Source organism: Paracoccus sp. SJTW-4 (assembly GCF_047716885.1).
Taxonomy (GTDB): Bacteria; Pseudomonadota; Alphaproteobacteria; order Rhodobacterales; family Rhodobacteraceae; genus Paracoccus; species Paracoccus solventivorans.
Genome location: NZ_CP136681.1, coordinates 2,709,262 through 2,734,400 on the forward strand (window position 1 = coordinate 2,709,262; position 25,139 = coordinate 2,734,400).

A 25,139-nucleotide genomic window follows, 5' to 3' on the forward strand; every position below is an offset into this window, starting at 1 on the left:
GCTACCCCTCTTGATACAACGTGTCGCGGATGCGGGTCAGCGCATCCTCGGTTTCCGCGGCCGGGCCGACCAGCGCCACCCGCACATAGCCTGCGCCCGGATTGCCCGCGCCGGTGTCGCGCGACAGATAGGCGCCGGGCAGCACCTGCACGCCGGCGCGGGTCCAGAGCGTGCGGGCCGCGGTCTCGCCATCCGCGACCGGCAGCCACAGGAAGAACCCGCCCTGCGGCGGCACATAGCCCGGGACATTGCCCAGCACCCGGTCGGCGATAGCGTATTTTTCCTGGTAGAGCGCGCGGTTGGCGGCGACGTGATCCTCGTCCGCCCAGGCGGCCTCGGTCACGCGCTGGTGGGGCAGGGGGATCGGTGCGCCGGCATAGCTGCGCAGGGTGCGCATCCGGGCGATATGCTCGCGCGCGCCCGCCGCAAAGCCCGAGCGCAGCCCGGGCAGGTTCGAGCGCTTGGACAGCGAATTGAACATCACCACCCGATGCCCGAGCCCCAGCGCGCGCGCCACGACCAGCGCGCCCGGCGGGGGTTCGTCGCGCCAGATTTCCGAATAGCATTCGTCGGCGAAGATCAGGAAATCATGCCGCTCGGCCAGCAGCACCAGCTGTTCTAGGTAATCATGCCCGGCGACGGCGCCCTGCGGGTTCGCGGGCGAGCACAGATAGCAGATCGCGGCGGAATCCAGCGTCTCGGCGGGGAGGGACGCGAAATCGGGCAGATGCCCGGTCTCGGCGGTGGCGTTGACGAACACCGGCTCGGCTCCCACGGCGGCGGCGGCGACGGCATAGACCTGATAGAACGGGTTCGGCACCAGGATCCGCGGCGCCGCGCCGTTCTTGCGTTCGGGGCAGAGCGCGAGCGCGGCGTTGAACAGCCCCTCGCGCGTGCCGTTCAGCAAGGTGATTTCCTCGGGGGTGGCGATCAGACCGTGGCGGCGTTCCAGCCAGCCCGAGATCGCCGCCAGCGCCTGCGGCGTGCCCTCGTTCGGCGGGTATTTGCCCAGCTCGCCCATGGTTTCGGTGATGATCGGGGCGACGAAGGACGGCACGCCATGGCGCGGCTCTCCGATCGTCATCACGACGGGATCGGGGCCGGGAGTCAGATCGGACAACAGCTTCCGCAGCCGCGGAAACGCGTAATCCGGCAGGTTCGAGAACCGCTCGGGGGGTGTCATGGCGCCTCACATTCGGGGTCGTGCCGCCCCGTTTGCGCCCACAGTATCGGCAAAGCGCGGATGCGTCCAGATAAAGGCGAATCGGTGGGCGGGGGCGCCCAGTTTGGCATCGCCGCGCAGGGTGGCGCGGTTGCGGTGGGTATTTGGGCCAGAAAGAAGCCCCTTTGCGGGTCCCCCGGCGGTCAGTCGCGCAGGGCGGTTTCCGCGGCGGCGGCGGTGCGCAGCAGCGCCAGATCGCCCCCGGCCGCGCCCAGCAGCATGATCCCGCAGGCGGGCTGCGCGGTCGGCAGGCTGATCGCCGGCAGGCCCAGCAGGTTGCCGATGCGGGTATTGCGCAGCGACAGCAGGTTTTCCGAAGCGAAGAACGCCGGGTCGGTTTCCAGCCGCGCGATTTCCGGCGGCAGGATCGGGGCGGTGGGCAGCAGCACCGCGTCGAACCCCGCAACTGCTGCCGCCCATTCGCGGCGCAGCTGCTCGAGCTGGTCCCAGCCGGCGACGTAATCCGCGGCCAGCACGTCGCGGCCGCCGCGGAAACGCTCGAGGATCGGCGGATACATCAGCTCGGGCGCCGCCTCGATCTGGTCGCGCCACAACCCGTAAGCCTCGGGGGCGAAGAGCAGGGGGGCAAGTGTGGCCGCCTGTTCCACGCAGGGCGGTGCTGCGTGGGTGATGCTGGCGCCGGCGGCCGCAAGCTGGTCCACGGCGGATTCAAAGGCCGCGACCGGTTCCTTGCGCGCCTGCGCGAACGGCAGCCCGTCCAGCACCATCAGCCGCAGGCGCGAGGGCTCGGCGCCGCGCAGGTCGGGGGCGGTGGCGCCGCGGATCAGGGCGAAGATTTCGGCGCAATCCTCGGTGCTGCGGGCGATGGGGCCGGCCACGTCGAAGCGGCGGCACAGCGGCACGATCCCGGTCATGTCGACGGCGCCCGGGGTGGGCTTGAACCCGACCAGCCCGTTCCACGCCGCAGGCAGGCGGATCGAGCCGCCGGTGTCGGTGCCGATCGCCGCCGCCGCCAGCCCCAGCGCCACCGCCACCGCCGAGCCGCCCGACGAGCCGCCCCCCACCAGCGCTGCGTCATAGGCGTTGGGCACGGTGGCGACCGGCGGGTTCAGCCCCAGCCCGGAAAACGCCAGTTCCGTCATGTGAGTCTTGCCCAGGCACACCGCGCCCTGTGCCGTCGCCGTATCAAGAATGCCCGCATCACGCTGGGGGACGCGCCCCTTGAGCAGGGCGGATCCGGCCTCGGTCCCGACATGGGCGCTGTCGATATTGTCCTTCCACGCCAGCGCCACCCCGTCCAGCAGCCCCCGGCGCAGCCCGGCGCGGGCGCGGTCATGGGCGGCGACGGATTCGGCGCGGGCGCGGTCGGGGGTCAGCCTTGCGTAGATACGCGGCGTCAGCGGCGCGCGGGCGGCGGCGTCCAGATAGCCCTCGGTCAGGTCCACCGGGCTGACCAGCCCGGCCATGATCGCGCGCCCCTGTTCCGTCGCCGGTGCCTTGAGCCAGTCCATCCGCTGCCTTTCGGGTTGTCCGGGGATCAGGCTAGCCCTCTGGTCCCCGCGCGGCAATGGGAGAGGGCGGGATCTGCGTTTCGCAAGCGGGAAACCTCTGCCGCGGATGGACCGGCGCCGGCGACCGCGCTAGGGTGCGGGCAACATGGCAGTGGATCACGATATCATCATCGCGGGTGGCGGGCTGAACGGCCCGGCGCTGGCACTGGCGCTGGCGCAGGCGGGGCTGTCGGTGGCGGTGATCGACGCCCGCCCCCTGCGCGACCGCGCGCAGGAAGGCTTTGACGGGCGCGCCTATGCGCTGGCGCTGGTGTCGCGGCGGCTGCTGTCGGCGCTGGCCCTGTGGCGCGGGCTGGAACCCCATGCGCAGCCGATCAACCGGGTCGAGACCGCGCAGGGCCAGCCGGGCGAGGGCGCGGGGCCGTTCCACCTGATCTTCGATTCGGCCGAGATCGAGGAAGGCCCCGTGGGCCACATGCTCGAGGACCGCTTTCTTTACGCGGCGCTGGTCGACGCGATGGCGGGGCGGGTGACGCATCTGCCGGGGCGGCAGGTGGTGGGGCAGGCGGTGGCGCCCGGCGGGGTCGAGGTCGCGCTGGACGACGGACGCACGCTGTCGGCGCGGCTGCTGGTCGGGGCGGACGGGCGCGGCTCGGGCGTGGCGGCGCGGGCCGGGATCGCGCGGCGCGGCTGGGGGTATGGGCAGACGGCGCTGGTCTGCGCGCTGGACCACGAACAGCCGCACCAGGGCATCGCCTGGCAGTATTTCATGCCCACCGGGCCGCTGGCGATCCTGCCGCTGCCGGGCAACCGCTCGTCCATCGTCTGGTCGGAAACCGACGCCAATGCCCGCACCATCGCCGCCCTGCCGGATGCCGACTTCCTGGAGGTGCTGCGCCCCCGATTCGGCGATTTCCTGGGCGGGATCACCCTGGCCGGGCCGCGGTTTTCCTATCCGCTGAGCCTCAGCCTGGCCGATTCCTATGTCGCCCCGCGCATTGCGCTGGTGGGGGACGCCGCGCATGGCGTGCACCCCATCGCCGGGCAGGGGCTGAACCTGGGGCTGCGCGATGTCGCCGCCCTGGCCGAGGTGGTGGTCGATGCCGCCCGCCGCGGCGAGGATATCGGCGCGCCCGACGTGCTGGAACGCTATCAGCGCTGGCGCCGGTTCGACGCCACTGCGATGGGGCTGGGGATGGACCGGGTGAACGCGCTGTTTTCCAACGACATCCCGGTCCTGCGCGCGGCCCGCGGGCTGGGCATGGGGCTGGTCACCGCGATCCCGGCGCTGCGGCGCGGCTTCATGCGGCAGGCGGCGGGGCTGGGGCTGGACCCGATGCCGCGGCTGCTGACCGGGCGGCCGCTGTAGCGGCGTTTCGTACACGGAACCCTCAACCCGGCGCGAGCGTTCGGGGCGCAGCCGTCCCGGTATCGTGACGTGCAACCGTCTGGAACGGCAGTATGATCCTGAACATGAACCTTCGCTCTCTCGCTCTTGCGCCCGTCATCGTCCTTGGCCTCGCGCTGCCCGCGCTGGCCGAGAAAATCCCGCTCAACGAGATCTCGCGCTATCTCAATAGTCTGAAGACTGTGGCGGGTGATTTCACCCAGGTGAACCCGGACGGGTCGGTGGTGCCGGGCAAGGTCTATATCCACCGCCCCGGTCGCGTGCGCTTCGAATACCGCGGCGACAACACGCTGGTGCTGGCGTCGAGCGGCACGGTCGCCATCTTCGACCGCAAGTCGAACGGCGGCGCGCAGCAATATCCGCTGGCCAAGACGCCGCTGTCGATCATTCTGGCCGACAACGTGAACCTGGGCCGCAGCGGCATGGTGACGCAACACGCGGAAAGCAAGAACACCACCGTGGTGACGGCGCAGGACCCGCAGCACCCCGAGTACGGCAATATCCAGATGGTGTTCACCGCCAACCCGACCGAGCTGCGGCAATGGGTGGTCACCGACGACACCGGCAAGCGCACCACGGTAATCCTTGGCGACATGCAGAAGGGGGTCAGCATCCCCTCGTCGGCATTCTCGATCACGCAAGAGGTGAACCGGCGCCGCTAGCCGCGGCCCCGCTGCTTCTTTCTGGCGGAAATACCCCGGGGGTGCGGGGGCTGGCCCCCGCTTCCGCCCGTGCCGCGCCTACAGCCGCCCGCAGGAGCGCAGCTGCGCGTGATACATTTCCGACCGCCGCTGGACGTCGCCCGAGACCCGCAGCAGCCAGGACTTGTTCAAGTGGCTGCCGCGCGAAAACCCGCCGCGGCCCTCGTGATAGGCCAGGTACTGGTTGGCCGCGTCGCGTTTCGAGATTCCCAGCCGGCGGGTGGTGCCGTCCATGTACCAGCCCATGAAATCGGTGGCGTCGCGGATGTTGTCGCGGCGGGCGCGGCGATTGCCGGTGGCGCGGCGGTATTCGTCCCAGGTGTTGTCCAGCGCCTGCGAATAGCCAAAGGCCGAGCTTTGCCGCCCCATCGGGATGATTCCCAGCGCGAACTGATGCGGCGTCCGCGCATTGCCCACGAACCGCGATTCCTGGTGGATCGTCGCCATCTGCACCGCGATCGGAATGCCCCAGCGCCGCTCGGTCTCGCGCATGGCGCGCAGATAGGCCGGGCGTTCGGCCGTGATCGCGCAGGCATTTTCCAGGTTGCGCGGCGCCTTGTAGCTGCCCCCGCCGCCGCAGGATGCCACCAGCATCACGATGGCGAGCTTGAGATAGTTGTTCATGCCTCTGCCCCGGTTCTTGTCGTTTTTTCCCCACTGTAGAGATTCCGGGCCCAAGGTGAAATCGCCTTTGCGTCATGTCGGCCCGATGGGGCGCGATGACGCGGGGACCGTCGCATCGCAGCAACGGCTCTTGTCACGCGGGCAACGCGCTCGTTAATGTCCCCGGGACATTTCTGTGTTTGGGGAATTGGACGAATGGCAACGAACGACGTGGTGATCCTGGCGGGCGCACGCACCGCCATCGGCGGCTTTGGCGGCAGCCTGGCGGGCGTGCCGCCGATCGACCTGGCGGCGACGGTGACTAAGGCGGCGATGGAGCGCGCGGGCGTATCCCCGGACAAGATCGGCACCGTCGTGTTCGGCCATGTCATCAACACCGAGCCGCGCGACATGTATCTGGGCCGGGTGGCGATGCTGAACGCCGGCATCCCCGACACCGCCACCGCGATGAACGTGAACCGGCTGTGCGGCTCGGGCGCGCAGGCGATCGTCTCGGCGGTGCAGATGCTGATGCTGGGCGACGCGGAATTTGCCATCGGCGGCGGCGCCGAATCGATGAGCCGCGCGCCCTATGCGATTCCCGCGCTGCGCCACGGCGCGCGCATGGGCGACACCCAGGCGCTGGACATGATGGTCGGGGCGCTGACCTGCCCGATGGGCACCGGCCACATGGGGATCACCGCGGAAAACGTCGCCTCGGAAAGCGGCATCTCGCGCGAGGATCAGGACGCGTTTGCGGTGGAAAGCCAGGAGCGCGCCGCCCGCGCCATCGCCGAGGGCCGCTTCAAGGACCAGATCGTTCCGGTCGAGATCAAGACCCGCAAGGGCGTGGTGACCTTTGACACCGACGAACACCCCAAGGCCACCACCCTGGACAAGCTGGCCGGGCTGCGCCCCGCCTTCCAGAAGGACGGCAGCGTGACCGCCGGCAACGCCTCGGGGATCAACGACGGCGCGGCGGCGGTGGTGCTGGCCACCGCCTCGGCGGCCGAGGCCGCGGGGCTGACGCCGCGCTTCCGCGTGCTGGGCTATGCGCTGGGCGGGGTGGCGCCGCGGGTGATGGGCTATGGCCCGATCCCGGCGGTCCGGGCGCTGTGCGAAAACACCGGCCTGTCGGTCGGCGATTTCGACGTCATCGAATCGAACGAGGCCTTTGCCGCGCAGGCGCTGGCGGTCAGCAAGGAACTGGGGCTCGACCCCGCCAAGGTGAACCCGAACGGCGGCGCCATCGCACTGGGCCACCCGGTCGGCGCCACCGGCGCCATCCTGACCGTCAAGGCGATGTACGAGCTGGACCGCACCGGCGGGAAAAAGGCGCTGATCACCATGTGCATCGGCGGCGGCCAGGGCATCGCGCTGGCGATCGAAAAGATCTGAGAAAACCTTTGACGGGTTTTCCCGCCAATGAGAGGGCGTCGCTGATTGCGGCGCCCTTTGTCGGTCCCAGGGTCGTCCAGCGGCTGGAAGAGGCGGGGTTTTCGGATCTCGCCACCCTGGCGCGGGCGGATGCGGGCGTGATCTGCGCCCAAGTTGCGGCCAGCCTGGGCACCACCTGCTGGGCCAACAGCCCGCAGGCAAGGCGCGCCATCGAGAATGCCATCGCCGTGGCGCGCGCTGCATCCTGACGCAGCCCCGGAAACTCGAACGGGCCGCCCCCTGGGGACGGCCCGCGAGATCAGGAAGATGGTCCGGTTAGGGATGGTTCGATCCGTCCCAGACAGGGTTTGGCACCCTTGGGGCTGCCCTCAGGCGCTGACCCCCCTGACTGTCCCGGCTCCGTTCTCCAACATCACTCTCGACACTGGACCACCTCCTTTCAATGTTGCTCGTAAGGCGAGGGTGCCACAGGCCGGCCACAAGTCAATCAGTTTCGAAGCGGCGATAACAAGATTTTGCGGACGATCAGGCGGAAGGGCACAAGAGCCAGCAGCGCCAGCGCGATCTTGACCCCCCAATCCGCCACCGCGAGCGAGGCCCACAGCGGCGCCAGCGGCCCCGCACCCAGCATCGGCACGGCCTCGTTCGCCCAGCCGGTATTGGCGTCGGCGGGCAGGAATGCGGCAAAGGCGATGGTGAAGAACAGCACCGTGTCCAGCACCGACCCCAGCAGCGAGGACAGGAACGGCGCCTGCCACCAGTCGCGCTGCCGCAGCCAGTCGAAGATCCTGATGTCCAGCAGCTGCGCCAGCAGGAAGGCGGTCCCCGAGGCCACCGCGATCCGCAGCGTGGTGGCGTCCAGCGCGGCCGCGGTCAGCGAACACAGCACGCCGACGACGAACCCCGCGATCACCACCTTGCGCGCGGCCGCCGGCCCCTGAACCCGGTTGGTGACGTCGGTGACCAGGAACGCAAACGGATAGGTCAGTGCCCCCCAGGTCAGCCAGTCGCCCAGCAGGAACTGCACGAGGATGTTCGAGGCCAGCACGGTGGCGGCCATCGCCAGAATGGCGGGGACAAGCGGGCGCATGGATTTTTTCCGTTTTACAAGGTGGCGGAACAACTCGGCCCCGCTCGATGCGGGACGCAGGGTCGCTAGCGCCCGCCTCGGCCAGAGTCAAGGAAACGCCGCCCGTCCTTCGCCGCCGCAACCGGGGGTTTTCCACCCCCGGACCCCCGGAGGATATTTGTGACCGCCCGAATCATGCCGGGGTTTCGGGCGGTCACAAATATCCTCGGGGGAGTCGCCGCAGGCGACGGGGGCAGACGGCCCCCCTTGCTGCGATGAAGCCGGGCCGGGGTCAGTCGCGGATGCGGTATTCCACCAGTTCCGTGCGTTGCAGGAACAGGAAATTGTCGTCCGAGATCATGGTGATGCGGATGCCCTGGCCGTCCTCCCACACCGCGATGCCCTCGAGGTTGTCGAATTGCAGCAGGCTGGTCTCGATCAGGGTCTCGGGCGGGCTGATGTGATCCTCGCCGAACTCGTAGCGCCGCACCCGGCTTTGAAAGCCGCGCAGGCCGCGGAACTGCCGTTCGAGCACGTAGAGCCGCCCGTCCGGGCCGACGTCCGCGCCCACCGGCGCCCAGGCGTTGTCGCGGGGCAGATGGAAGGGGTTGCTCCAGGTCCCGTCGCGAAAGCGCCAGACCGGAAAGCCCTTGCCCTCGTCGGGCCAGGATTCAGGAATGGTCAGCAGATCGCCCGCCGCGGTGATTGCCAGCGCCTCGAGCGCCTGGTTGCGCTTCAGCCGGGAAAACCAGCCCGCCTTGAGGATGCGGGTGGCGGGGCCGTCGGGATCGTCGTAGCGCGCGATCCGGTCCAGCCCCTCGAAGCTGACGAAGATCCGGCCCTGCGCGTCGATCGCCAGCCCCTCGGCATCGCCCAGATAGCCCGGCTTCAGCGGTGTGCCGCTGCTGTCCTGCAACCGTGCGTGGCCGGCGGTGGTCAGCTCGGCGATGCGCCCCTGCCGGTCGCGGTGGATGCTGCCCCAGCGCAGAGTGCCGCGGTCCGACAGCGCCCAGAACCCGCTGCCGTCGGCCGACAGCTCCAGCCCCGAGAAGCCGCCGAAATCTTCGTCCGCCTCGGCCCAGACATAGGTGCCGAGATAGTCCACCACCGGCGCCGCCGCGGCCGGCGGCGCGCAGGCGGCCAGCAGCAGCGCCGCTGCCGCCGCCGCTCTTGCAGCGCCGCTCAGCGCCCGGCCAGCGCCTGGCATGTGCGGGGCATCTCGCTCAGCCGGTAGCTGCGCGGGTGGCGATAGTTGGGGTCGGCGGGGGCGGGAGGCGGCGGGTCGATGCGGTTGCGGATCCACTGCGCGGCCTCTTCGCAGCCGTCGCCGGGGGGCGGGGGCGCCTGATCCTCGCAGCCGCGGTTGGTGCAGGCCAGCCGGACGTGGAAGTGATAGTCGTGCCCGCCCAGCGGCCGGATCTTGCGCAGATAGGCGCGGTTGCCGCGTTCGTTCTGGCACATCACCAGTTTGGCGACCGGATCGACGAACACCCGCGCCACCCGCGGGTCCGAGGCCGCCGCCCGCAGCAGCGCATGGTGGCTGGCCGACCACAGCGGGCTGGGCGCCAACCCGCCCCGGGCCACCACCGACTGCGACGAGATGTTTTCCCGCTGCGCCCGCGTCAGGCTCAGCGAGCGCGGGGGCAGCATCCATATATCGGCGTCCAGCCCGGTCTGGTGGCTGGCGTGGCCGGTCAGCATCGGCCCGCCCATCGGCTGGCTCATGTCGCCGATATACAGCCCCGGCCAGCCCAGCTGGGTGGCGGTTCGCGACAGCCCGATCAGGAAATCGACCAGCTGCGGGTTGCCCCAGTTGCGGTTCCTGGACAGGCGCATCGCCTGCCAGGTGGGTCCGGTCTCGGGCAGCTGCACATTGCCGGTGGCGCAGCCGCGCGAATAGCCGCCGAAGGCGCCGGCGGGGCCGCCGTTCGACTGGCGGAAGGCGCCGAACACATCCTTGGCCAGCGGCTCGGCCTGGGCGGGAAGCGCAAGGAAAGACAGGGCCACTGCGGCCAGAAATCTGCGGATCACTGCTCGGGTTCTCCCTCTGGTTTTACCCACCCTAGCAGCCACAGCGACAGAAGGAACATCACGATCAGCGGCGAGATGCCCAGCCTGGGGCTGCCGCTGGCCGTAGTGACAAGCGCGATCAGCATCGGCGCCAGGAACGCCGTGGCCTTGCCCGACAGCGCGTAAAGGCCGAAGGCCTCGGTCGCGCGGGCCGCAGAGGTGTGGCGCACCATCATGGTGCGGCTGGCCGATTGCAGCACGCCACCCGCGCCGCCGATCGCCGCCCCGCAGGCAAAGAACAGCGCATCGGGCAGGCGCGATCCGGGGGCAAGCGGCAGGCCGAAGATCTGCTCGCGGCTCATCCCCACCACCAGCACGCAGACCGCGACCAGCACCAGCGTGCAGGCGGCGATGACCGGGCGCGGCCCCCAGCGCCGGTCGGTGCGCCCGCCCAGCCAGCTGATGATCGCGGCCGATACCGCGGTGACGATGCCGAAGATCCCCGACAGGATCACCGGCCAGCCCAGCACCGTGCCGGCATAGACGCCCCCGAACCCGTAAAGCGCATTCAGCGCATCGCGCGAGAACATCGAAGATACCAGCCATGCCAGCAGCGAGCGCCGCCGCGGCAGGCTGCGCAGCAGCGCCCCCAGGTCGCGCAGCGCCGCCCCCAGCTGCACGCCACCGCGCCGCGCGCCTGCGGGTTCGCGCACCCACAGGAAGAACGGCACCATGAACAGCGCATACCAGATCGCGGTGAAGGGGCCGACAAAGCGGGTGCCCTCGCGCGCGGCCCCGTCCAGTCCCAGCGCCGGCGGCCGCCCCAGCAGGGTCAGCCCGCCCGCGCCATCGGCAAACAGCGCCAGCATGATCGCCAGCGCCACCACGCCCCCCAGATAGCCAAAGGCGAAGCCAGAGCCCGAGATGCGCCCGATCTCCTCCCGGCTGCCCAGCGAGGGCATCAGCGCATTGGTGAAGATGGTCGCGAACTCCATCCCGATCAGCCCGATGCCAAACAGCACCAGCGCCGGGACCAGCCCCGCGCCGGAGGGATGCAGCACCCACAGCCCGGCCGAGCCTGCGACGTAGAATCCCGAGAACAGCCAGATCCACGGCAGCCGGCGCCCCGAGCGGTCGGCCACCGCCCCCAGCACCGGCGCAAGCCCGGCGATGATCACCCCCGCGCCCGCCAGCGCCCAGCCCCACAGCGCCTGAGCCTGCGCGCCGGCCTGCATCGGATCGGCGCCCTGCGCGATGAAATGCCCGCGCGCGACCTCCGAGAAATAGATCGAGAAGATGAAGGTCAGCAGCAGCGTCGCATAGGGCTGGCTCGCCCAGTCGAAGAACCACCAGCCCCAGATGCGTTTGCGGTTCATGCCTCCTCCGGGCCAATGCCGGCGACATAAGACCGCAAGAACACCCGCACCGCAAGCCGGCGGCATGGCTTCTTTCTGGGCCAAATACCCCGGGCTTTCGAACGCCCGGAAAACAGTCCGGTGGACTGTTTTCAGTGAGAAAGGGGCAGAGCCCTAGGGGGCAGCGCCCCGCGTGGTGACGCCGGGGCCGACCTGCGTTCAGCCGGGCTGCGTGGCGGGCAGGTCGGGCGATTGCCCCGCGATCCCGCCGGGCAGTTCCGGGGGCCAGGGGCGCAGGGCGTCGGCCTCGATCCAGGCGGCGACCCAGGCGGGCAGCTCGGGGCTGGGGCCGTGGTGGCCCAGGGCTTCCATGAAGACCTCGGGCGGGATCATCCCCTTGCGCGCGGCGCCGCCGACGATGGCGACGCGCAGCAGTATGTGGTTGGCGCAGTCGCCCCCGCTCCACATCGACTGTTCCATATAGACGAAGCGGCTGTCCCAGCCCAGCACCCGCGACACCTGGGTGATGCGCTGGAACACCCGGATGCGGCGGCGATAGCGCACGGTGTTGCCGGCGACGGTGAACCCCCAGCCGTTGCGCTTCAGCGTGTCGATGATGCCCAGCCGCACCGCCATCGGGATCCGCCCCAAGTCGTACAGCGTCAGGGTGCGGCCGTTGTTCAGCTCGCGCCACGGGTCGATGTCCAGCGGCGAGATCCGGTGGGTCGAGACATGCGCGTCCAGCGGCCCCAGCGGCGTGGCGCGGCGGGCGGAGCGGATCTCGTGGATGAAGCGCAGGATGGGATACATGACGGCTCCTTTGACCTTGGGGCGGTAGTGAACCGGGCCGGGGGCGTCAACCGCAACGCTGCGGAAACGGGCACGGGCGGCGGGGCGCACGTCCGCGACCGCTTGCGCACGCGCGCCCGCTGCCCTACCTCGGACGCGCGGGTTGCAAGGGAAGGCTGGCAGGAATGACGACGCTGTTCCAGGCGCTGATGCTGATACTCGACGTGGTCTGGTTCATCATGATCGCGCATATCATCATGTCGTGGCTGATCAATTTCGACGTGCTCAACCTGCGCCAGCCGCTGGTCGCGCAGGTCTGGGACGGGCTGTCGCGGCTGCTCGAGCCGATCTACCGCCCGATCCGCAACGTGCTGCCGAACATGGGCGGGCTGGATCTGGCGCCGCTGGTGGTGTTCATCGGCATCATCATCCTGCAACGGGCGCTGGCGAACAACGCCGGGTTCTTCCTGGGCTACTGATGCCCGCCGATCTGTTGCGGCAAGTCTGGGGGTTCGACGGATTCCGCCCCGGCCAGCAGGAAATCGTCGAATCCGTGGCCGCGGGCCGCGACGTGCTGGCGATCATGCCCACCGGCGGCGGCAAGTCGCTGTGCTACCAGCTGCCGGCGCTGATGCGCGAGGGGGTCACGGTGGTGATCTCGCCGCTGATCGCCTTGATGCGCGACCAGGTGCGCAGCTTGCGCGAGGCCGGGGTGGCGGCGGGCGCGCTGACCAGTGGCAATACCGAAGAGGAAAGCGACGAGGTCTTCGCCGCCCTGCGCGACGGCAGCCTGCGGCTGCTCTACATGGCGCCGGAGCGGCTGGCCTCGAGTGCGACGGTCCCGATGCTCAGGCGCGCGGGCGTCACCGCGATTGCCGTGGACGAGGCGCATTGCGTCAGCCAGTGGGGCCATGATTTCCGCCCCGATTACCTGCGCGTGGGCGAGCTGCGCCGGGCACTGGGGGTGCCGCTGGCAGCCTTCACCGCCACCGCCGACGCCGAGACGCGCGACGAGATCGTGGCGCGGCTGTTCGACGGGCGGGCGCCGCAGGTGTTCCTGCGCGGCTTTGACCGACCAAACATCCATCTGGCGTTCCAGCCCAAGGACGGCCCGCGCCGGCAGATCATGGATTTCGCCCGCGCCCGCCGCGGGCAGTCCGGCATCGTCTATTGCGCCACCCGCGCCCGCACCGAGACCCTTTCGGCCGCGCTGAACGCCGAAAACATCGCCGCCGTCGCCTATCACGGCGGGATGGAGGCCGATCAGCGCCGCGAGGTCGAGGCGCGGTTCCAGCGCGAGGACGGGCTGATCGTCACCGCCACCGTCGCCTTTGGCATGGGCATCGACAAGCCCGACATCCGCTGGGTGGCCCATTCCGACCTGCCCAAGTCGATCGAGGCCTATTACCAGGAAATCGGCCGCGCCGGCCGCGACGGCGCGCCGGCCGAAACGCTGACGCTGTACGGCCCTGACGACATCCGCCTGCGCCGCACCCAGATCGACGAGGGGCTGGCCCCTCCCGAGCGGAAAGAGGCCGACCACGCGCGGCTGAACGCGCTGCTGGGGCTGGCCGAGGCGATCTCGTGCCGCCGCCAGCACCTGCTAGGGTACTTCGGCGAAACCGCCGAGCCCTGCGGTAATTGTGACCTGTGCGACACCCCGCCCGATATCTTCGACGCCACCCAGCCGGTGCGGATGGCGCTGTCGGCGATCCTGCGCACAGGCGAATGGTTCGGGCAGGGCCATGTCATCGACGTTCTGCTGGGAAACGCCACCGAAAAGGTGACCGCGCGCGGCCACGACCAGCTGCCGACCTTTGGCGTCGGCAAGGCTACGCCCAAGGGCGAATGGCAGGCGATCCTGCGCCAGATGCTGGGCCGCGACCTGATCCGCCCCGACCCGGAACGCCACGGCGGGCTGCGCATCACCGCCGCCGCGCATCCGGTGCTGCGGGGCGAGGAAACCGTGACGCTGCGCCGCGACCTGATCCGGCGCGCGAAACCGGCGGCGGTGATCCGCACCCAGGTCTCGGACGAGGATGCGCCGCTGCTTTCCGCGCTCAAGGCCAAGCGCCGGGCGCTGGCCGAGGCGCAGCGGGTGCCCGCCTATGTGATCTTTCCCGACCGCACCCTGATCGAGATGGCCGAGACCCGGCCGCAGACGCTGGACGACATGGCCCGCGTCAGCGGCGTCGGCGCGAAAAAGCTGGAAAGCTATGGCGAGGCCTTCCTGTCGGTGATCGCCGGAGAGGTCGCGCCGATGCACCCCGCCCGCCGCGCACTGGCGGGGCAGGAGGCCGGCGCCCTCTACGACCGTCTGGCCGAGGCCGCGCAACGTCTGGTGCGCGGCGAGGACGGCACGCAGAAACCGCTGTCGCTGCCCGCCGCGAAACTGCGCCGCATCGCCACCGACCGCCCGCGCGAGCTTGCACGCTATCTGGACGCCCCGGCGCTGGAACGCTTTGGCGCGGCTTTTGCGGAACTCATCGCTGAGGCGTGAACGTCACCGCGGGATCGGGGGCCAGCCCCCGAACCCCCGGGATATTTGAAACCGCCCGAAGACCACGCGCAGGATTTCGGGCGGTCCGAAATATCCTCCGGGGGTGCGGGGGTGGAAAACCCCCGCTTGCGGCGCTGACGTTCAGGCCGGCGGTGCCTGATCGGGCGCGGGCGGGCGCACGCCGAACACCACGCAGTAAAGCGCGGGCACGAACAGCAGGGTGATCAGCGTTCCGGCGATGATGCCGCCCATCATCGCATAGGCCATCGGCCCCCAGAACACCTGCCGCGAGATCGGGATCAGCGCCAGGCTCGCCGCCGCCGCGGTCAGCAGGATCGGGCGGGCGCGGCTGTCCGAGGCCTCGAACACCGCGTCCCAGCGCGAATGGCCGCGGGCGATCAGCACCTGGATCTCATGCACCAGGATCACCGAGTTGCGGATCAGGATCCCCACCAGCGCCAGGATCCCCAGGATCGCCACGAACCCCAGCGGCACGCCAAAGGGCAGCAGCGTCGCCACCACCCCGATCAGCCCCAGCGGTGCCGCCGCAAAGACGATCAGCGACAGCCGGAACCCCTGCATCTGAATCATCACCAGCGTGGCGATGGCCAGCAGCATCATCGGCACCACCGCCGCGATGGGGGCCTGGCTTTCGCCCGAGGTCTCGACCGTGCCGCCCACGACGATGCGGACCGAGGGCGGCAGCCCGGCGGCGTATTCCGCCACCTGCGGGGCCAGCGCCGTCACGATCGTGGCCGGCTGGTCGGCGGTCGCCACCGCCGCCTTGACCGTCACCGTGGGCACGCCGTCGCGCTGCATGACCAGCGGCGGCTCGGTCTCGTAGCTCAGCCGCGCCAGCGCCCCCAGCGGGATGGGCGAGGCGGTGGGGCGCGCCAGTTCCAGGTTGCGGATCGATTCGAGCGACTGGCGGTCGGCCTCGGCCCCGCGGGCGATCACGTTGATCAGGAAGATGCCGTCGCGCAGCTGCGTCACGATCTTGCCGGAAAACAGCGCCGCCAGCGCGTTCGACACGTCCTGGCTGGACAGGCCCAGCTGGCGGGCGCGGTCCTGGTCGACCTCGACCCGCACCACGCGGGCCGGCTCGTTCCAGTCCATCGCGATGTCGCGCAGCCGCGGTTCGGTCGCCAGCACCGCCGCCAGCCCGCGGGCGGCGTCGCGGGCCGCATCCGGGTCGGTCGAGCTGACCCGGTATTGCACCGGCTTGCCGACCGGGGGGCCGATTTCCAGGTTCTTGACGTAGATGTCGGTGCCGACCAGCGAGGTCTCGGCGAATTCGGCCAGCTTCAGCTTCAGCGCATCGCGGGCGGCGATGTCGGCGGTCTGCACCACCATCTGCCCCATGAACGGCCCCGGCGTCGGCACGTCCATCGCCAGCACGAAGCGGGGCGCGCCGCGCCCGACATAGCTGGTCCAGAACAGCGGCTCGGGCTGCTGCGACAGGAACTCGTCCAGCGCCGCGATCGAGGCGTCGGTGCGCGCGATCGAGGCGTTGTGGCGTTCGGTAATGTCGATCAGCACCTCGGTCCGGTCCGAGGTCGGGAAGAACTGCCGCTCGACCCCGCCCATGCCGACCACCGACAGCACGAACAGCGCCAGCGTCGCCAGCACCGTGGTCCAGCGGAACCGCATCGCCAGCTTGAGCAGCGCGTGAAAGCCGCGCCGCAGCGGGCCGGCGCGGCCGCTGTGGTGCTTCAACTTTGCGGGCAGCAGGGTGACGCCCAGCAGCGGCGCGAACAGCACCGCGACGATCCAGCTGACCAGCAGCGACACCGCGATCACCACGAACAGCGAGAAGGTGAACTCGCCCGCCATCGAGTTGTTCAGCCCGATCGGGATGAACCCCGCCACCGTCACCAGCGTCCCGGTCAGCATCGGGAAGGCGATCGAGGTCCAGGCATAGCTGGCCGCGTCCTCGAGGCTCGCCCCCTGTTCCAGCCGCGAGATCATCGTTTCAATGGCAATCATCGCGTCGTCGACCAGCAGCCCCAGCGCGATGATCAGCGCCCCCAGCGACACCCGCTGCAGGGTGATGTCCCAGATCTCCATGATGACGAAGGTGATCGCCAGCACCAAGGGGATGGTCAGGGTGACGATGAACCCGGCCCGCAGCCCCAGGCTGACGAAGCTGACCAGCAGCACGATGGCCACCGCCTCGGCCAGCGCCTTGACGAAGGTGCCGACGGCCTTTTCCACCACCTTCGGCTGGTCGGCGAACTTGTGCATCTCGATGCCCACCGGCAGGTCGGCGGCGATGCCTACCATCAGCGCGTCGAGTTCCGCGCCGAAGCTCTGGATGTTCTCGCCCTGGCGCATGGCGATTTCCAGCCCGATGGCCTCGGCGCCGTTATGGCGGAACAGGGTCGAGGGCGGGTCGGCATAGCCGCGCCGCACCCGCGCCACCTCGCCCAGGTTGAAGAAGCGGTCGCCCACGCGCAGGTTGACGGCGGCGATGGCCTCGGCGGTGTCGAACTGGCCGCCGACCCGCACCAGCACCTGTTCGGGCCCCGCCTGCACGATGCCCGACTGCGCGATGGCGTTCTGCGCGGCCAGCGTCTGCAGCACCTGCTGTTCGTTCAGCCCCATCGCCGCCAGCCGCGCCGACGAGAACTCGAGGTAGATTTCCTCGTCCCGCACCCCCAGCAGCGCGGTCTTGCCGGCGGCGGGCAGGGCCTGCACCTGCTTGCGGATCGCCTCGACCCGGTCGCGCAGCTCGCGCTGGGTGAAGCCGTCGGCGGTAAAGGCGTAGATATTCCCGAACACGTCCCCGAAGCGGTCGTTGAACTGGAAGCCGGCGAACTCCTGCGGGAACTCGGGGCGCAGGTCGTTCATCATGTTGCGCACCTGCTGCCAGGTGCGGGCCACGTCGTCGCCGCGCACCGTGGGCAGCAGCTCGACATAGACCACCGCCTGCCCCGGCATGGTGACCGAGCGGGTGAACTTCAGCTCGTCCAGCTCTTCGAGCTTGGTCTCGATGCGGTGGGTGACCTGTTCCAGCGTTTCCGGGGTGGTGGCGCCGGGCATGGCGGCCGAGATCACCATGATCTTGACGGTGAAGCTGGGGTCTTCCTCGCGGCCCAGGCCGCGATAGGCCAGCGTGCCGGCGACCATCGACACGATCAGCAGGAACCACACCAGCGAGCGGTGGTGCAGCGCCCAGTCGGACAGGTTGAAGGAACGGCGTTCTGTCACGGCTCGACCTTTCTGCCGACCTGCTGGCCCTCGGCCAGGGAATGGACGCCGCGGATCACCACCTCGTCGCCGGGGGCGAGCCCGTCGGTCACCTCGATCCGGGCGCCGATGCGGGCGCCGATGGTGACTGGCCTTCGCATCACGGTGGCGGCGTCCGGGCCGGTGCGGCGCACGATCCAGACCGCGACCCCGCCCGGGGGTTCGGCGACCAGCGCCTCGGCCGGGATGGTCAGCGCGGCGGCGGAATCATCGGCGCGGCGCACCCGCACCAGGCTGCCCAGCCGGAAGCTGCTGCCGGGGGGCAGGGTGATATAGACCCGCCGGGTCCGGGTCTGGCGGTCCGCGACCGGAGAGATGCGGCTGACGTGGCCGCGCACCGGCTCTTCTGCCTGATCGTCGCGGAAGATCAGGCATTCGGTGCCGCGCTCGATCCCCTGCAACTGCGCTTCGGTCAGGTCGATGGTGGCCTCGAGCTCATCCTCGGACGACAGGGTGAGGATCGGGTCACCCGCCGCCACCACCGCGCCCGGGGTGGCGCGCACCGCGCTGACCACCCCCGAAATCGGCGCGGTCATCACGGCATAGCCCTCGGCGTCGCGGGCGCTTTCCAGCCGCGCCTGCGCCTGGTCGACGGCCGAGCGCGCCGCCGACAGCGCCTGCTCCGCCTGTTCCAGCTGCGCGGCCGAGGCGACGTTGCGTTCCGACAGCGAACGCGCGCGTTCGGCGGTGTTGCGGGCGGTGGTCAGGTTGACCTGCGCCGCGGCCAGCGAGGCTTCGGCGGCGCGGGTGTTGCCGGCCAGGTCCTCGGGGTCGAGCCGCGCCAGCACCTGCCCGGCGTCCACCCGGTCGCCGACATCCACCGGCCGCGCGATCATCCGGCCAAGGGTCTGGAACGCCATCTGCACCTCGGTCGCGGCGGTGATGACTCCGGGGACGCTGCGCCCCGCGGCGCTGTCGTTCGGGGCCACGATCTCGGTCACCACCGGGCGGGGGGCGGGGGCGGCGGCCGGGGCGGCGTCGCGGCCGAAGGGCAGCTCCAGCGCCACGGCGGGGGCGGCCAGCCCAACGGCGAGCGCCAGCGCCAGCGCCGGACGAAGCAGGGCCGGGCAGGGCCGGGAAGGGGCAGGGCGGGTGTTGCGCATGGTCAGCGTCCCTTGCCGGGCCGGACCTGGCGCCCGGGGAACATCAGCTGCGAGCCTTCGCCCACCACGGTATCGCCCGGGGCGACCCCGGATCTCAGCACCACCCGGCCGTTGGCGAAGCGTTCGATCTCGACCGGGGTGATCGCCACCACGCCCTCCTCGATGCGCCACACCGCCGGGCCGTCACCCGTTGCAGTCAGCGCGGTCCAGGGAATTTCGATGCCGGTGCCGGCCTTGAGATGGACCACCCCCTCGACCGCGGCGCCCAGCAGCCCGGCCTCGAGCACGCTGTTGATCAGCCGCGGGTTGATCTCGGCCCGCACGGTGACCGCGGCGGTGGCCGGATCGACCAGCGGCGCGATTTCGGTGACCGTCGCCGACAGCCGGGTTTCCGGCCGGTCCAGCGGCACCAGCGACACCAGCGCCCCGTGCGCCTGGTCCAGATGCGGCGAATCGGGGACGTTGAACACCGCCTCGAACCCGGTCAGCGCCGCCAGCGTCAGGATCGGCTGCGCCGCGCCCACCACCTGCCCCGGCTCGGCCATGCGGGCGGTAACCACCGCGGCCTGCGGGGCGTGGATCACCGTGTCCTCGACCGCGCGCTGCGCCTGGTCGGCGCCGGTCCGCGCCGCGGCCAGCTGGCCCTGCGCGGCTGACAGCGCCTGGTTGGCCATGTCGCTTTCGGCGCGGGTGCCGACGCCCCGGCGCAGCATCTCGGCGGCGCGGATCGCGGCCTGCTCGGCCTGCTGCAGCGTCGCCTCGGCGGCGGCGACGGCGGCCAGCGCCTGGTTCAGCGCCTGCTGCTGCTGCACCCCGTCAGTGCGCGCCAGCGGATCGCCCGCCTGCACCCGGTCGCCGGCGCGGACCGTGATCTCGGTGATGCGCCCGCCGGCGGGGAAGGACAGGTCGATGCTGTCGCTGGCCGCGATGGTGCCGACCAGCCGCAGGTCCAGCACCAGCGGCTGCTGGCGGACCTCGACGAACTCGACCGCAACCGGCTGGTGCGCGGGCTGCGCCGCCGCGGCGGCCGGGACCGCGGCGGCCCACAGCAGCGCCAGCGTCGCCCGGCGGATATGCAATGCCCGGCCCCGCATCAGGTCACATCGGCGCGCTGGTGGTATTCCGGCCGGTCCCAGCGCCCGTCGCGCAGGATCGCGGCGAGCGTGTCGACCGCCCGCGCCACGTCGTCCAGATCGTTGTAAAGCGGCGCGAAGCCAAAGCGCAGCACGTCGGGGGCGCGAAAATCGCCGATCACCCTTTCCGCGATCAGCGCCTGCATCACCGCATAGGCATGGGGATGGCGGAACCCCACCTGACTGCCGCGCCGGGCGGGGTCGCGCGGGGAATGCAGCGTCACGCCGGGGCAGGCGGCCTCGACCCCGCGGATGAACGCCTCGGACAGCTCGACCGAGCGGGCGCGCAGGTCGGGCAGCGCCACGCCGTCCCACACATCCAGCGCCGCGTCCAGCGCCGCCAGCGCGATCACGGGCGGCGTGCCGACCCGCATCCGCTCGATCCCCGGGGCGGGGGCGTAGCTCTGGTCGAAGGCAAAGGGCGCCGCGTGTCCCATCCACCCCTGCAGGCAGGGCTGCGCCGCATCGGCGTGGCGTGGATGCGCCCAGATGAAGGCAGGCGCCCCCGGCCCGCCGTTGAGGTATTTATAGGTGCAGCCCACCGCGAAATCCGCGTCCGCGCCCAGCAGGTCGACATCGACCGCCCCCGCCGAATGCGCCAGGTCCCAGACCGCCAGCGCGCCGGCGTCATGCGCGGCGGCGGTCAGTGCGGCCATGTCGTGGCGCCGGCCGGTGCGGTAATCGACCTCGGTCAGCATCAGCACCGCCAGATCGCTGTTGATATTCGCCGCGACATCCTCGGGGGCTACCACCCGCAGCTCGGCCCCTACCGCATCGGCCAACCCCTGCGCGACATAGAGATCCGAGGGGAAATTGCCGCTGTCCGACAGGATCACCCGCCGTCCCGGACGCAGCCGCAGCGCGGCGGACACCGCCTGAAACACCTTGACTGACAGCGTGTCGCCCATGACGAGCTGCCCCTCGCCCGCGCCGATCAGCCGCGCGATCCGGTCGCCGACGCGGCGCGGCTGCACATACCAGCCGGCGCGGTTCCAGCCGGTGATCAGCATTTCCGCCCATTCGTCCCGCATCATCGCGGCAACCCGGTCCACCGCGTGGCGCGGCATCGGCCCCAGCGAGTTGCCGTCCAGATAGGTGATGCCCGGGGGCAGGTGAAAGGCGCGGCGGGTGGCGGTGAAATCGGTCATGCGGTTCCTCCTGCCCGGACGCTAGCAGCCTGTGGCGCCGCTGCAAGATGGGGCTTTGCCCCCGGCCCGTGCCGGGCCTCCCCCAGGATATTTGAGAACCGCCCGAAAGGGAGCTTCGGGCGGTTTTGAAATATCCTCGGGGGAAGAGGCCGCAGGCCTCGCGGGGGCAGACGGCCCCCGTCCGGCGGAGCTGCGGGTTACCCCTCGATCCGGCCGAAATCGGCGATCAGGCGGCCGGTCTCGCGGATGCGCGACAGCAGGTTCAGCCGGTTGCGGCGCAGGATCGCATTGTCGCTGTTGACCTGCACGGCCTCGAAGAACGCATCGACGGGGGTGCGCAGCGCGGCGATGGCGGTCATGGCGGCGGGGAAGTCCTCGGCCTGAACGGCGGCGCGGATTGCCGGTTCTGCCGCGTCGAGCGCGGAGAAGAGGGCGCGTTCCTGATCGGTGTCGGCGTATTTCGGGTCGGCGCCGAAGGAGTATTCGACGCCGTCCTTGTCCTCGGCCTGCGCGAGGATGTTGGCGGCGCGCTTGAGCCCCTGCAGCAGGTTGGTGCCGTCCTCGGTCTTGAGGAACGCCGCCAGCGCCTCGGCCCGCTTGACCACCAGCACCAGATCGTCGCTGCCGGGCATGGTCAGCACCGCGTCGATGATGTCGTGGCGGATGCCCTGGTCGCGCAGATGGACTTTGAGGCGGTCGTGGAGGAAGGCGAGTATCTCCGACGCTACGGCAATTTCCCACTCTTGTAACGGAACACCAGAGCCGAAGCCCTTCTCCAATAGATCGGCCGCTTTGGCGGCGTCAACTTCTGCCTTCTCAATAGGTGTATCTGTGGCTAACAAATTGAGGCTGCGAAGTAGCGAAAGTGGCAAAACATGGTTGAGGCGCTTAACACCAGTACGGAGCATCGAAGCCCACGCTCTTCTGTTGGATATCGATATAGCGTTTTTCAGCTCTAAACGAAATTCGGAGGTGAGGATCATGCGAATAATGCCCAGCGCCTGCCGGCGAAGAGCAAATGGATCACCGGATCCTTTTACTCTCTCTCCCGCCGCCCAAAGAGCAACTAAACTATCGACCTTATCAGACAAGCTAACAATTCTGCTGATTGCAGAGGTGGGGACAGCATCAGAGCCGCCTTTGGGTGCGTAATGCTCGGCGACGGCCTTTGAAACCACGTCACTTAAACCATAGGCTTTAGCATAATACCCGCCCATAATTCCTTGCAGCTCTGGAAATTCTCCGACCATTTGAGACACAAGGTCTAACTTGCAAAACGCAGCAGCAAGCTGCGCATCTTCGGCGTCGGCTCCAAGGCGGTTGGCAATTTCAACCGCAAGTGCTGTTACCCGACCAGTTCTCTCAAGCTGCGAGCCAAGCTCGCGATGATAGGTCATCGCCGCAAGGCCGTCTTGCCAAGATTTTATGTCTTTAGTTGCGACCCGCAGGTCGTTCTCCCAGAAGAACGCGGCGTCCGACAGGCGGGCGGCCAGCACCCGCTGGTTGCCGTGCAGGATGGTGGCGCCGTGGTCGGGGGTCTCGATATTGGCGACGGTGACATAGCCCTCGATCCGCCCCGTCTTGGGGTTGCGGGCGGAGAGGAACTTCTGGTGCTCGCGCATCGAGGTCTGCAGCACCTCGGGCGGCAGGTCGAGGAAACGGTCCTCGATCACCCCCATCAGCGGCACGGGCCATTCGACCAGACCGGCGAGTTCCGTCATCAGCCCATCGTCCGGGACGATTTCCCAGCCGCGGGCAAAGGCGAGATTGGCGGCCTCTTGCCGGATCGCGGCCTCGCGCTGGGCGGGGTCCAGCATGACCTTGGCGCGCAGCAGCTTGGCCGCGTAATCGTCAAAGCTGGATACGCGGATGGGGTCGGGGGCCATGAAGCGGTGGCCGCGCGTGGTGTCGCCGGCGGTGATGCCGTCCACGGTCAGCGGCACCAGCTGCGTGCCCGCCGCGTCGCTCAGAATGCAGAGGATCGAATGCAGCGGCCGCACCCAGCGCAGGCTGCCGCTGCCCCAGCGCATCGATTTGGGCCAGGGAAAGTTGCGGATCGCGGTGTCCAGCACCTCGGCCACGATCTCGGGGGCGCCCCGGCCGGGGCGCTTGATGACGGCGAAATACGCCTCGCCCTTTTTCTCGGGGCGGCGTTCCAGCTGCTCCAGCGTCAGGCCGGTCGCGCGCAGGAAACCCTCGATCGCCTGCTGCGGCGCATCGGTGCGCGGACCCTTGCGTTCCTCGCGCACGGGTTTCGATTCCGGGGTCAGCCCCTCGACCGCCAGCACCAGCCGGCGCGGCGTCGAAAACGCCCCGGCCGATACGTAGGTCAGCCCGGCCTCGACCAGCCCGTCGGTGACCAGGCGCTTCAGGTCCTCGCGCGCGCGGGGCTGCATCCGGGCGGGGATTTCTTCGGAAAACAGCTCGATCAGCAGGTCCATCAGTCCATGACTCCGCGCGGAGGGTTCTTTTCGTTGAACTGGTGCCAGCCAAAGGCGCGGCCGTCGGGATAGACCACGATCACCCGGTCCACGTCGGGGCGGATCTCGGACTGGCCCAGCACCGCGACCGCGTTGCCGGCGGCCAGATCGGCGGTCAGCGCGCGGGCGGAATAGCAGCGGAACCAGCCGGGGCCGTTCAGCGGCGTCGCGCCCTCATAGGGCACGGCGTCGGTGATCTGCGCCGGGTCCAGCGTGAAGCACGCCCGCCAGCGGATCGGAGAGGACTGCGCGTCGATCGCCCGGAATCCCTCGACCGCGACCTGGCGGGTGACGCCGTCGGGCAGGGTCACCACCATTTCGCTGGCGCCGGTGATCTCGTCCACCTCTTCGTAGAAGCCGTAGACCTGCAGATACCAGATCGCCGCGCCGGTCAGCACCGCGACCAGCAGCAGCATCGAAACCATGATCTTGCCGGTGCTCATGCCGCATCCTCCTTGTCGGCGCCGGTGGCGGCCTCGGTGGTCAGGAACAGGTCGGCGCAGCCCTTGGCCAGCGCCCGCACCCGGCCGATATAGGCCTGCCGCTCGGTGACCGAGATCACCCCGCGCGCGTCCAGCAGGTTGAAGAGATGGCTGGCCTTGATCGCCTGGTCATAGGCCGGGTGCGCCATCGGGATGCGGCGGCCGGCGGCGTCGGTTTCGGCGGCATCGAGGATGCGGTGGCATTCGGCCTCGGCGTCCTTGAAATGCTGGAACAGCATGTCGGTGTCGGCCTGCTCGAAGTTCCAGCGGGAATATTCGCGCTCGGCCTGGCGGAAGACGTCGCCATAGCTCAGCGGGATCGGCGCGTCGGGGGCGTTGAAGGGCATGTCCATCACATGCTCGACCCCCAGCACATACATCGCCAGCCGCTCCAGCCCGTAGGTCAGCTCGCCCGAGACGGGGCGGCAGTCATGCCCGCCGACCTGCTGGAAATAGGTGAACTGGCTGACCTCCATCCCGTCGCACCAGACCTCCCACCCCAGGCCCCAGGCGCCCAGCGTGGGCGATTCCCAGTCGTCCTCGACAAAGCGCACGTCGTGGCGCAGCGGGTCCAGTCCAATGGCGCGCAGGCTGCCCAGATACAGCTCTTGCAGGTTGGGCGGCGAGGGTTTGATGATGACCTGATACTGATAGTAATGCTGCAGCCGGTTGGGGTTTTCGCCGTAACGCCCGTCGGTCGGCCGGCGCGAGGGCTGCACATAGGCCGCCGCCCAGGGCCGCGCGCCCAGGGATCGCAGCGTCGTCGCCGGGTGGAAGGTGCCGGCGCCGACTTCCATGTCATAGGGCTGCAGCACCGCGCAGCCGGCGGCCGCCCAATAGCCCTGCAGGCGCAGGATCACGTCCTGGAAACAGCGCGGCCGGTCCGCAGCCGGGGGGGGGGCGGAATTGCCGATGGTTGCGCTGCGGGTCGGGTCGGGGCTGGTCATCCCTGCGTCCTTTCGCATATCTGACGCGAATGCAGGCCGCTAATAGGGGGCGGCCGGGGCCGGGTCAATC

General features: G+C 69.8%; 21 protein-coding genes. 6 read left to right on the forward strand and 15 right to left on the reverse strand.

The window, feature by feature from the left end:
- Position 1: 1 nt before the first annotated feature.
- Both RSP45_RS13320 and RSP45_RS13325 read right to left on the reverse strand, forming a co-directional pair.
- Positions 2-1,183 (reverse strand): aminotransferase class I/II-fold pyridoxal phosphate-dependent enzyme, encoded by a 1,182-nt coding sequence (locus RSP45_RS13320; protein WP_415392292.1) that lies wholly within the window; start codon positions 1,181-1,183, stop codon positions 2-4.
- 182 nt (positions 1,184-1,365) lie between these two features.
- Positions 1,366-2,694: an amidase gene (locus RSP45_RS13325; RefSeq protein ID WP_415392293.1), complete on the reverse strand. Its 1,329-nt coding sequence runs from the start codon at positions 2,692-2,694 to the stop codon at positions 1,366-1,368.
- Positions 2,695-2,839: 145 nt separating this feature from the next.
- Between RSP45_RS13325 and RSP45_RS13330 the strand changes: the two genes are divergently transcribed.
- Complete coding sequence (locus tag RSP45_RS13330; RefSeq protein ID WP_415392294.1) at positions 2,840-4,063, forward strand: UbiH/UbiF/VisC/COQ6 family ubiquinone biosynthesis hydroxylase; 1,224 nt, start codon at positions 2,840-2,842, stop codon at positions 4,061-4,063.
- 104 nt (positions 4,064-4,167) lie between these two features.
- A complete protein-coding gene (locus RSP45_RS13335; RefSeq protein WP_073067277.1) occupies positions 4,168-4,764 on the forward strand; it encodes a LolA family protein in 597 nt (198 codons plus the stop codon).
- Positions 4,765-4,842: 78 nt separating this feature from the next.
- Here the strand turns inward: RSP45_RS13335 and RSP45_RS13340 are convergent, their stop codons facing one another.
- Positions 4,843-5,427, reverse strand: coding sequence for a lytic transglycosylase (locus tag RSP45_RS13340; protein ID WP_073067048.1), 585 nt, complete (start codon positions 5,425-5,427; stop codon positions 4,843-4,845).
- Between the two features lie 195 nt (positions 5,428-5,622).
- On the opposite strand from RSP45_RS13340, the gene RSP45_RS13345 reads away from it, so the two are divergent.
- Together RSP45_RS13345 and RSP45_RS13350 are read left to right on the forward strand one after the other, a co-directional pair.
- Positions 5,623-6,804 carry an acetyl-CoA C-acyltransferase family protein gene (locus RSP45_RS13345; RefSeq protein WP_415392295.1) on the forward strand — a complete coding sequence of 394 codons (1,182 nt, stop codon included), beginning with the start codon at positions 5,623-5,625 and terminating at the stop codon, positions 6,802-6,804.
- 8 nt (positions 6,805-6,812) lie between these two features.
- Positions 6,813-7,052 (forward strand): hypothetical protein, encoded by a 240-nt coding sequence (locus RSP45_RS13350; protein WP_415392296.1) that lies wholly within the window; start codon positions 6,813-6,815, stop codon positions 7,050-7,052.
- Between the two features lie 239 nt (positions 7,053-7,291).
- Here the strand turns inward: RSP45_RS13350 and RSP45_RS13355 are convergent, their stop codons facing one another.
- The 5 genes from RSP45_RS13355 to RSP45_RS13375 form a co-directional block, all read right to left on the reverse strand.
- Positions 7,292-7,894, reverse strand: coding sequence for a queuosine precursor transporter (locus tag RSP45_RS13355; RefSeq protein ID WP_415392297.1), 603 nt, complete (start codon positions 7,892-7,894; stop codon positions 7,292-7,294).
- 271 nt (positions 7,895-8,165) lie between these two features.
- Positions 8,166-9,080: an esterase-like activity of phytase family protein gene (locus RSP45_RS13360; RefSeq protein WP_415392298.1), complete on the reverse strand. Its 915-nt coding sequence runs from the start codon at positions 9,078-9,080 to the stop codon at positions 8,166-8,168.
- The gene (mepA, locus tag RSP45_RS13365) at positions 9,056-9,904 is read right to left on the reverse strand and encodes a penicillin-insensitive murein endopeptidase (RefSeq protein ID WP_415392299.1); all 849 of its coding nucleotides are present in this window, start codon (positions 9,902-9,904) and stop codon (positions 9,056-9,058) included. The genes RSP45_RS13360 and mepA overlap by 25 nt, the downstream gene beginning before the upstream one ends.
- Positions 9,901-11,259, reverse strand: coding sequence for an MFS transporter (locus tag RSP45_RS13370; protein ID WP_415392300.1), 1,359 nt, complete (start codon positions 11,257-11,259; stop codon positions 9,901-9,903). The genes mepA and RSP45_RS13370 overlap by 4 nt, the downstream gene beginning before the upstream one ends.
- Positions 11,260-11,457: 198 nt before the next feature.
- Positions 11,458-12,048, reverse strand: coding sequence for an acyl-CoA thioesterase (locus tag RSP45_RS13375; RefSeq protein ID WP_415392301.1), 591 nt, complete (start codon positions 12,046-12,048; stop codon positions 11,458-11,460).
- 164 nt (positions 12,049-12,212) lie between these two features.
- Here RSP45_RS13375 and RSP45_RS13380 point away from each other — a divergent pair, with 164 nt between their 5' ends.
- Both RSP45_RS13380 and recQ read left to right on the forward strand, forming a co-directional pair.
- Positions 12,213-12,506, forward strand: a complete 294-nt coding sequence (locus tag RSP45_RS13380; protein WP_073067036.1) for a YggT family protein — start codon at positions 12,213-12,215, stop codon at positions 12,504-12,506.
- Positions 12,506-14,527 (forward strand): DNA helicase RecQ, encoded by a 2,022-nt coding sequence (gene recQ, locus RSP45_RS13385; RefSeq protein ID WP_415392302.1) that lies wholly within the window; start codon positions 12,506-12,508, stop codon positions 14,525-14,527. Before RSP45_RS13380 ends, recQ begins: the two co-directional genes overlap by 1 nt.
- A gap of 141 nt (positions 14,528-14,668) precedes the next feature.
- On the opposite strand, the gene RSP45_RS13390 is transcribed toward recQ, so the two are convergent.
- The 7 genes from RSP45_RS13390 to RSP45_RS13420 all read right to left on the reverse strand — a co-directional run bounded on the left by RSP45_RS13390 (position 14,669) and on the right by RSP45_RS13420 (position 25,069).
- On the reverse strand, positions 14,669-17,737 hold the full coding sequence (locus RSP45_RS13390; RefSeq protein ID WP_415392303.1) for an efflux RND transporter permease subunit: 3,069 nt from the start codon (positions 17,735-17,737) through the stop codon (positions 14,669-14,671).
- On the reverse strand, positions 17,734-18,879 hold the full coding sequence (locus tag RSP45_RS13395; protein ID WP_415392304.1) for an efflux RND transporter periplasmic adaptor subunit: 1,146 nt from the start codon (positions 18,877-18,879) through the stop codon (positions 17,734-17,736). Before RSP45_RS13395 ends, RSP45_RS13390 begins: the two co-directional genes overlap by 4 nt.
- Before the next feature lie 2 nt (positions 18,880-18,881).
- Complete coding sequence (locus RSP45_RS13400; protein WP_415392305.1) at positions 18,882-19,973, reverse strand: efflux RND transporter periplasmic adaptor subunit; 1,092 nt, start codon at positions 19,971-19,973, stop codon at positions 18,882-18,884.
- Entirely contained in the window at positions 19,973-21,160 is a 1,188-nt protein-coding gene (gene kynU / locus RSP45_RS13405) for a kynureninase (RefSeq protein ID WP_415392306.1), read from the reverse strand. Before kynU ends, RSP45_RS13400 begins: the two co-directional genes overlap by 1 nt.
- A gap of 197 nt (positions 21,161-21,357) precedes the next feature.
- Positions 21,358-23,604 (reverse strand): glycine--tRNA ligase subunit beta, encoded by a 2,247-nt coding sequence (glyS, locus tag RSP45_RS13410; RefSeq protein WP_415394071.1) that lies wholly within the window; start codon positions 23,602-23,604, stop codon positions 21,358-21,360.
- Positions 23,601-24,083 carry a DUF6446 family protein gene (locus RSP45_RS13415; protein ID WP_415392307.1) on the reverse strand — a complete coding sequence of 161 codons (483 nt, stop codon included), beginning with the start codon at positions 24,081-24,083 and terminating at the stop codon, positions 23,601-23,603. Before RSP45_RS13415 ends, glyS begins: the two co-directional genes overlap by 4 nt.
- Entirely contained in the window at positions 24,080-25,069 is a 990-nt protein-coding gene (locus RSP45_RS13420; protein WP_415392308.1) for a glycine--tRNA ligase subunit alpha, read from the reverse strand. Before RSP45_RS13420 ends, RSP45_RS13415 begins: the two co-directional genes overlap by 4 nt.
- Between the last annotated feature and the right edge of the window lie 70 nt (positions 25,070-25,139).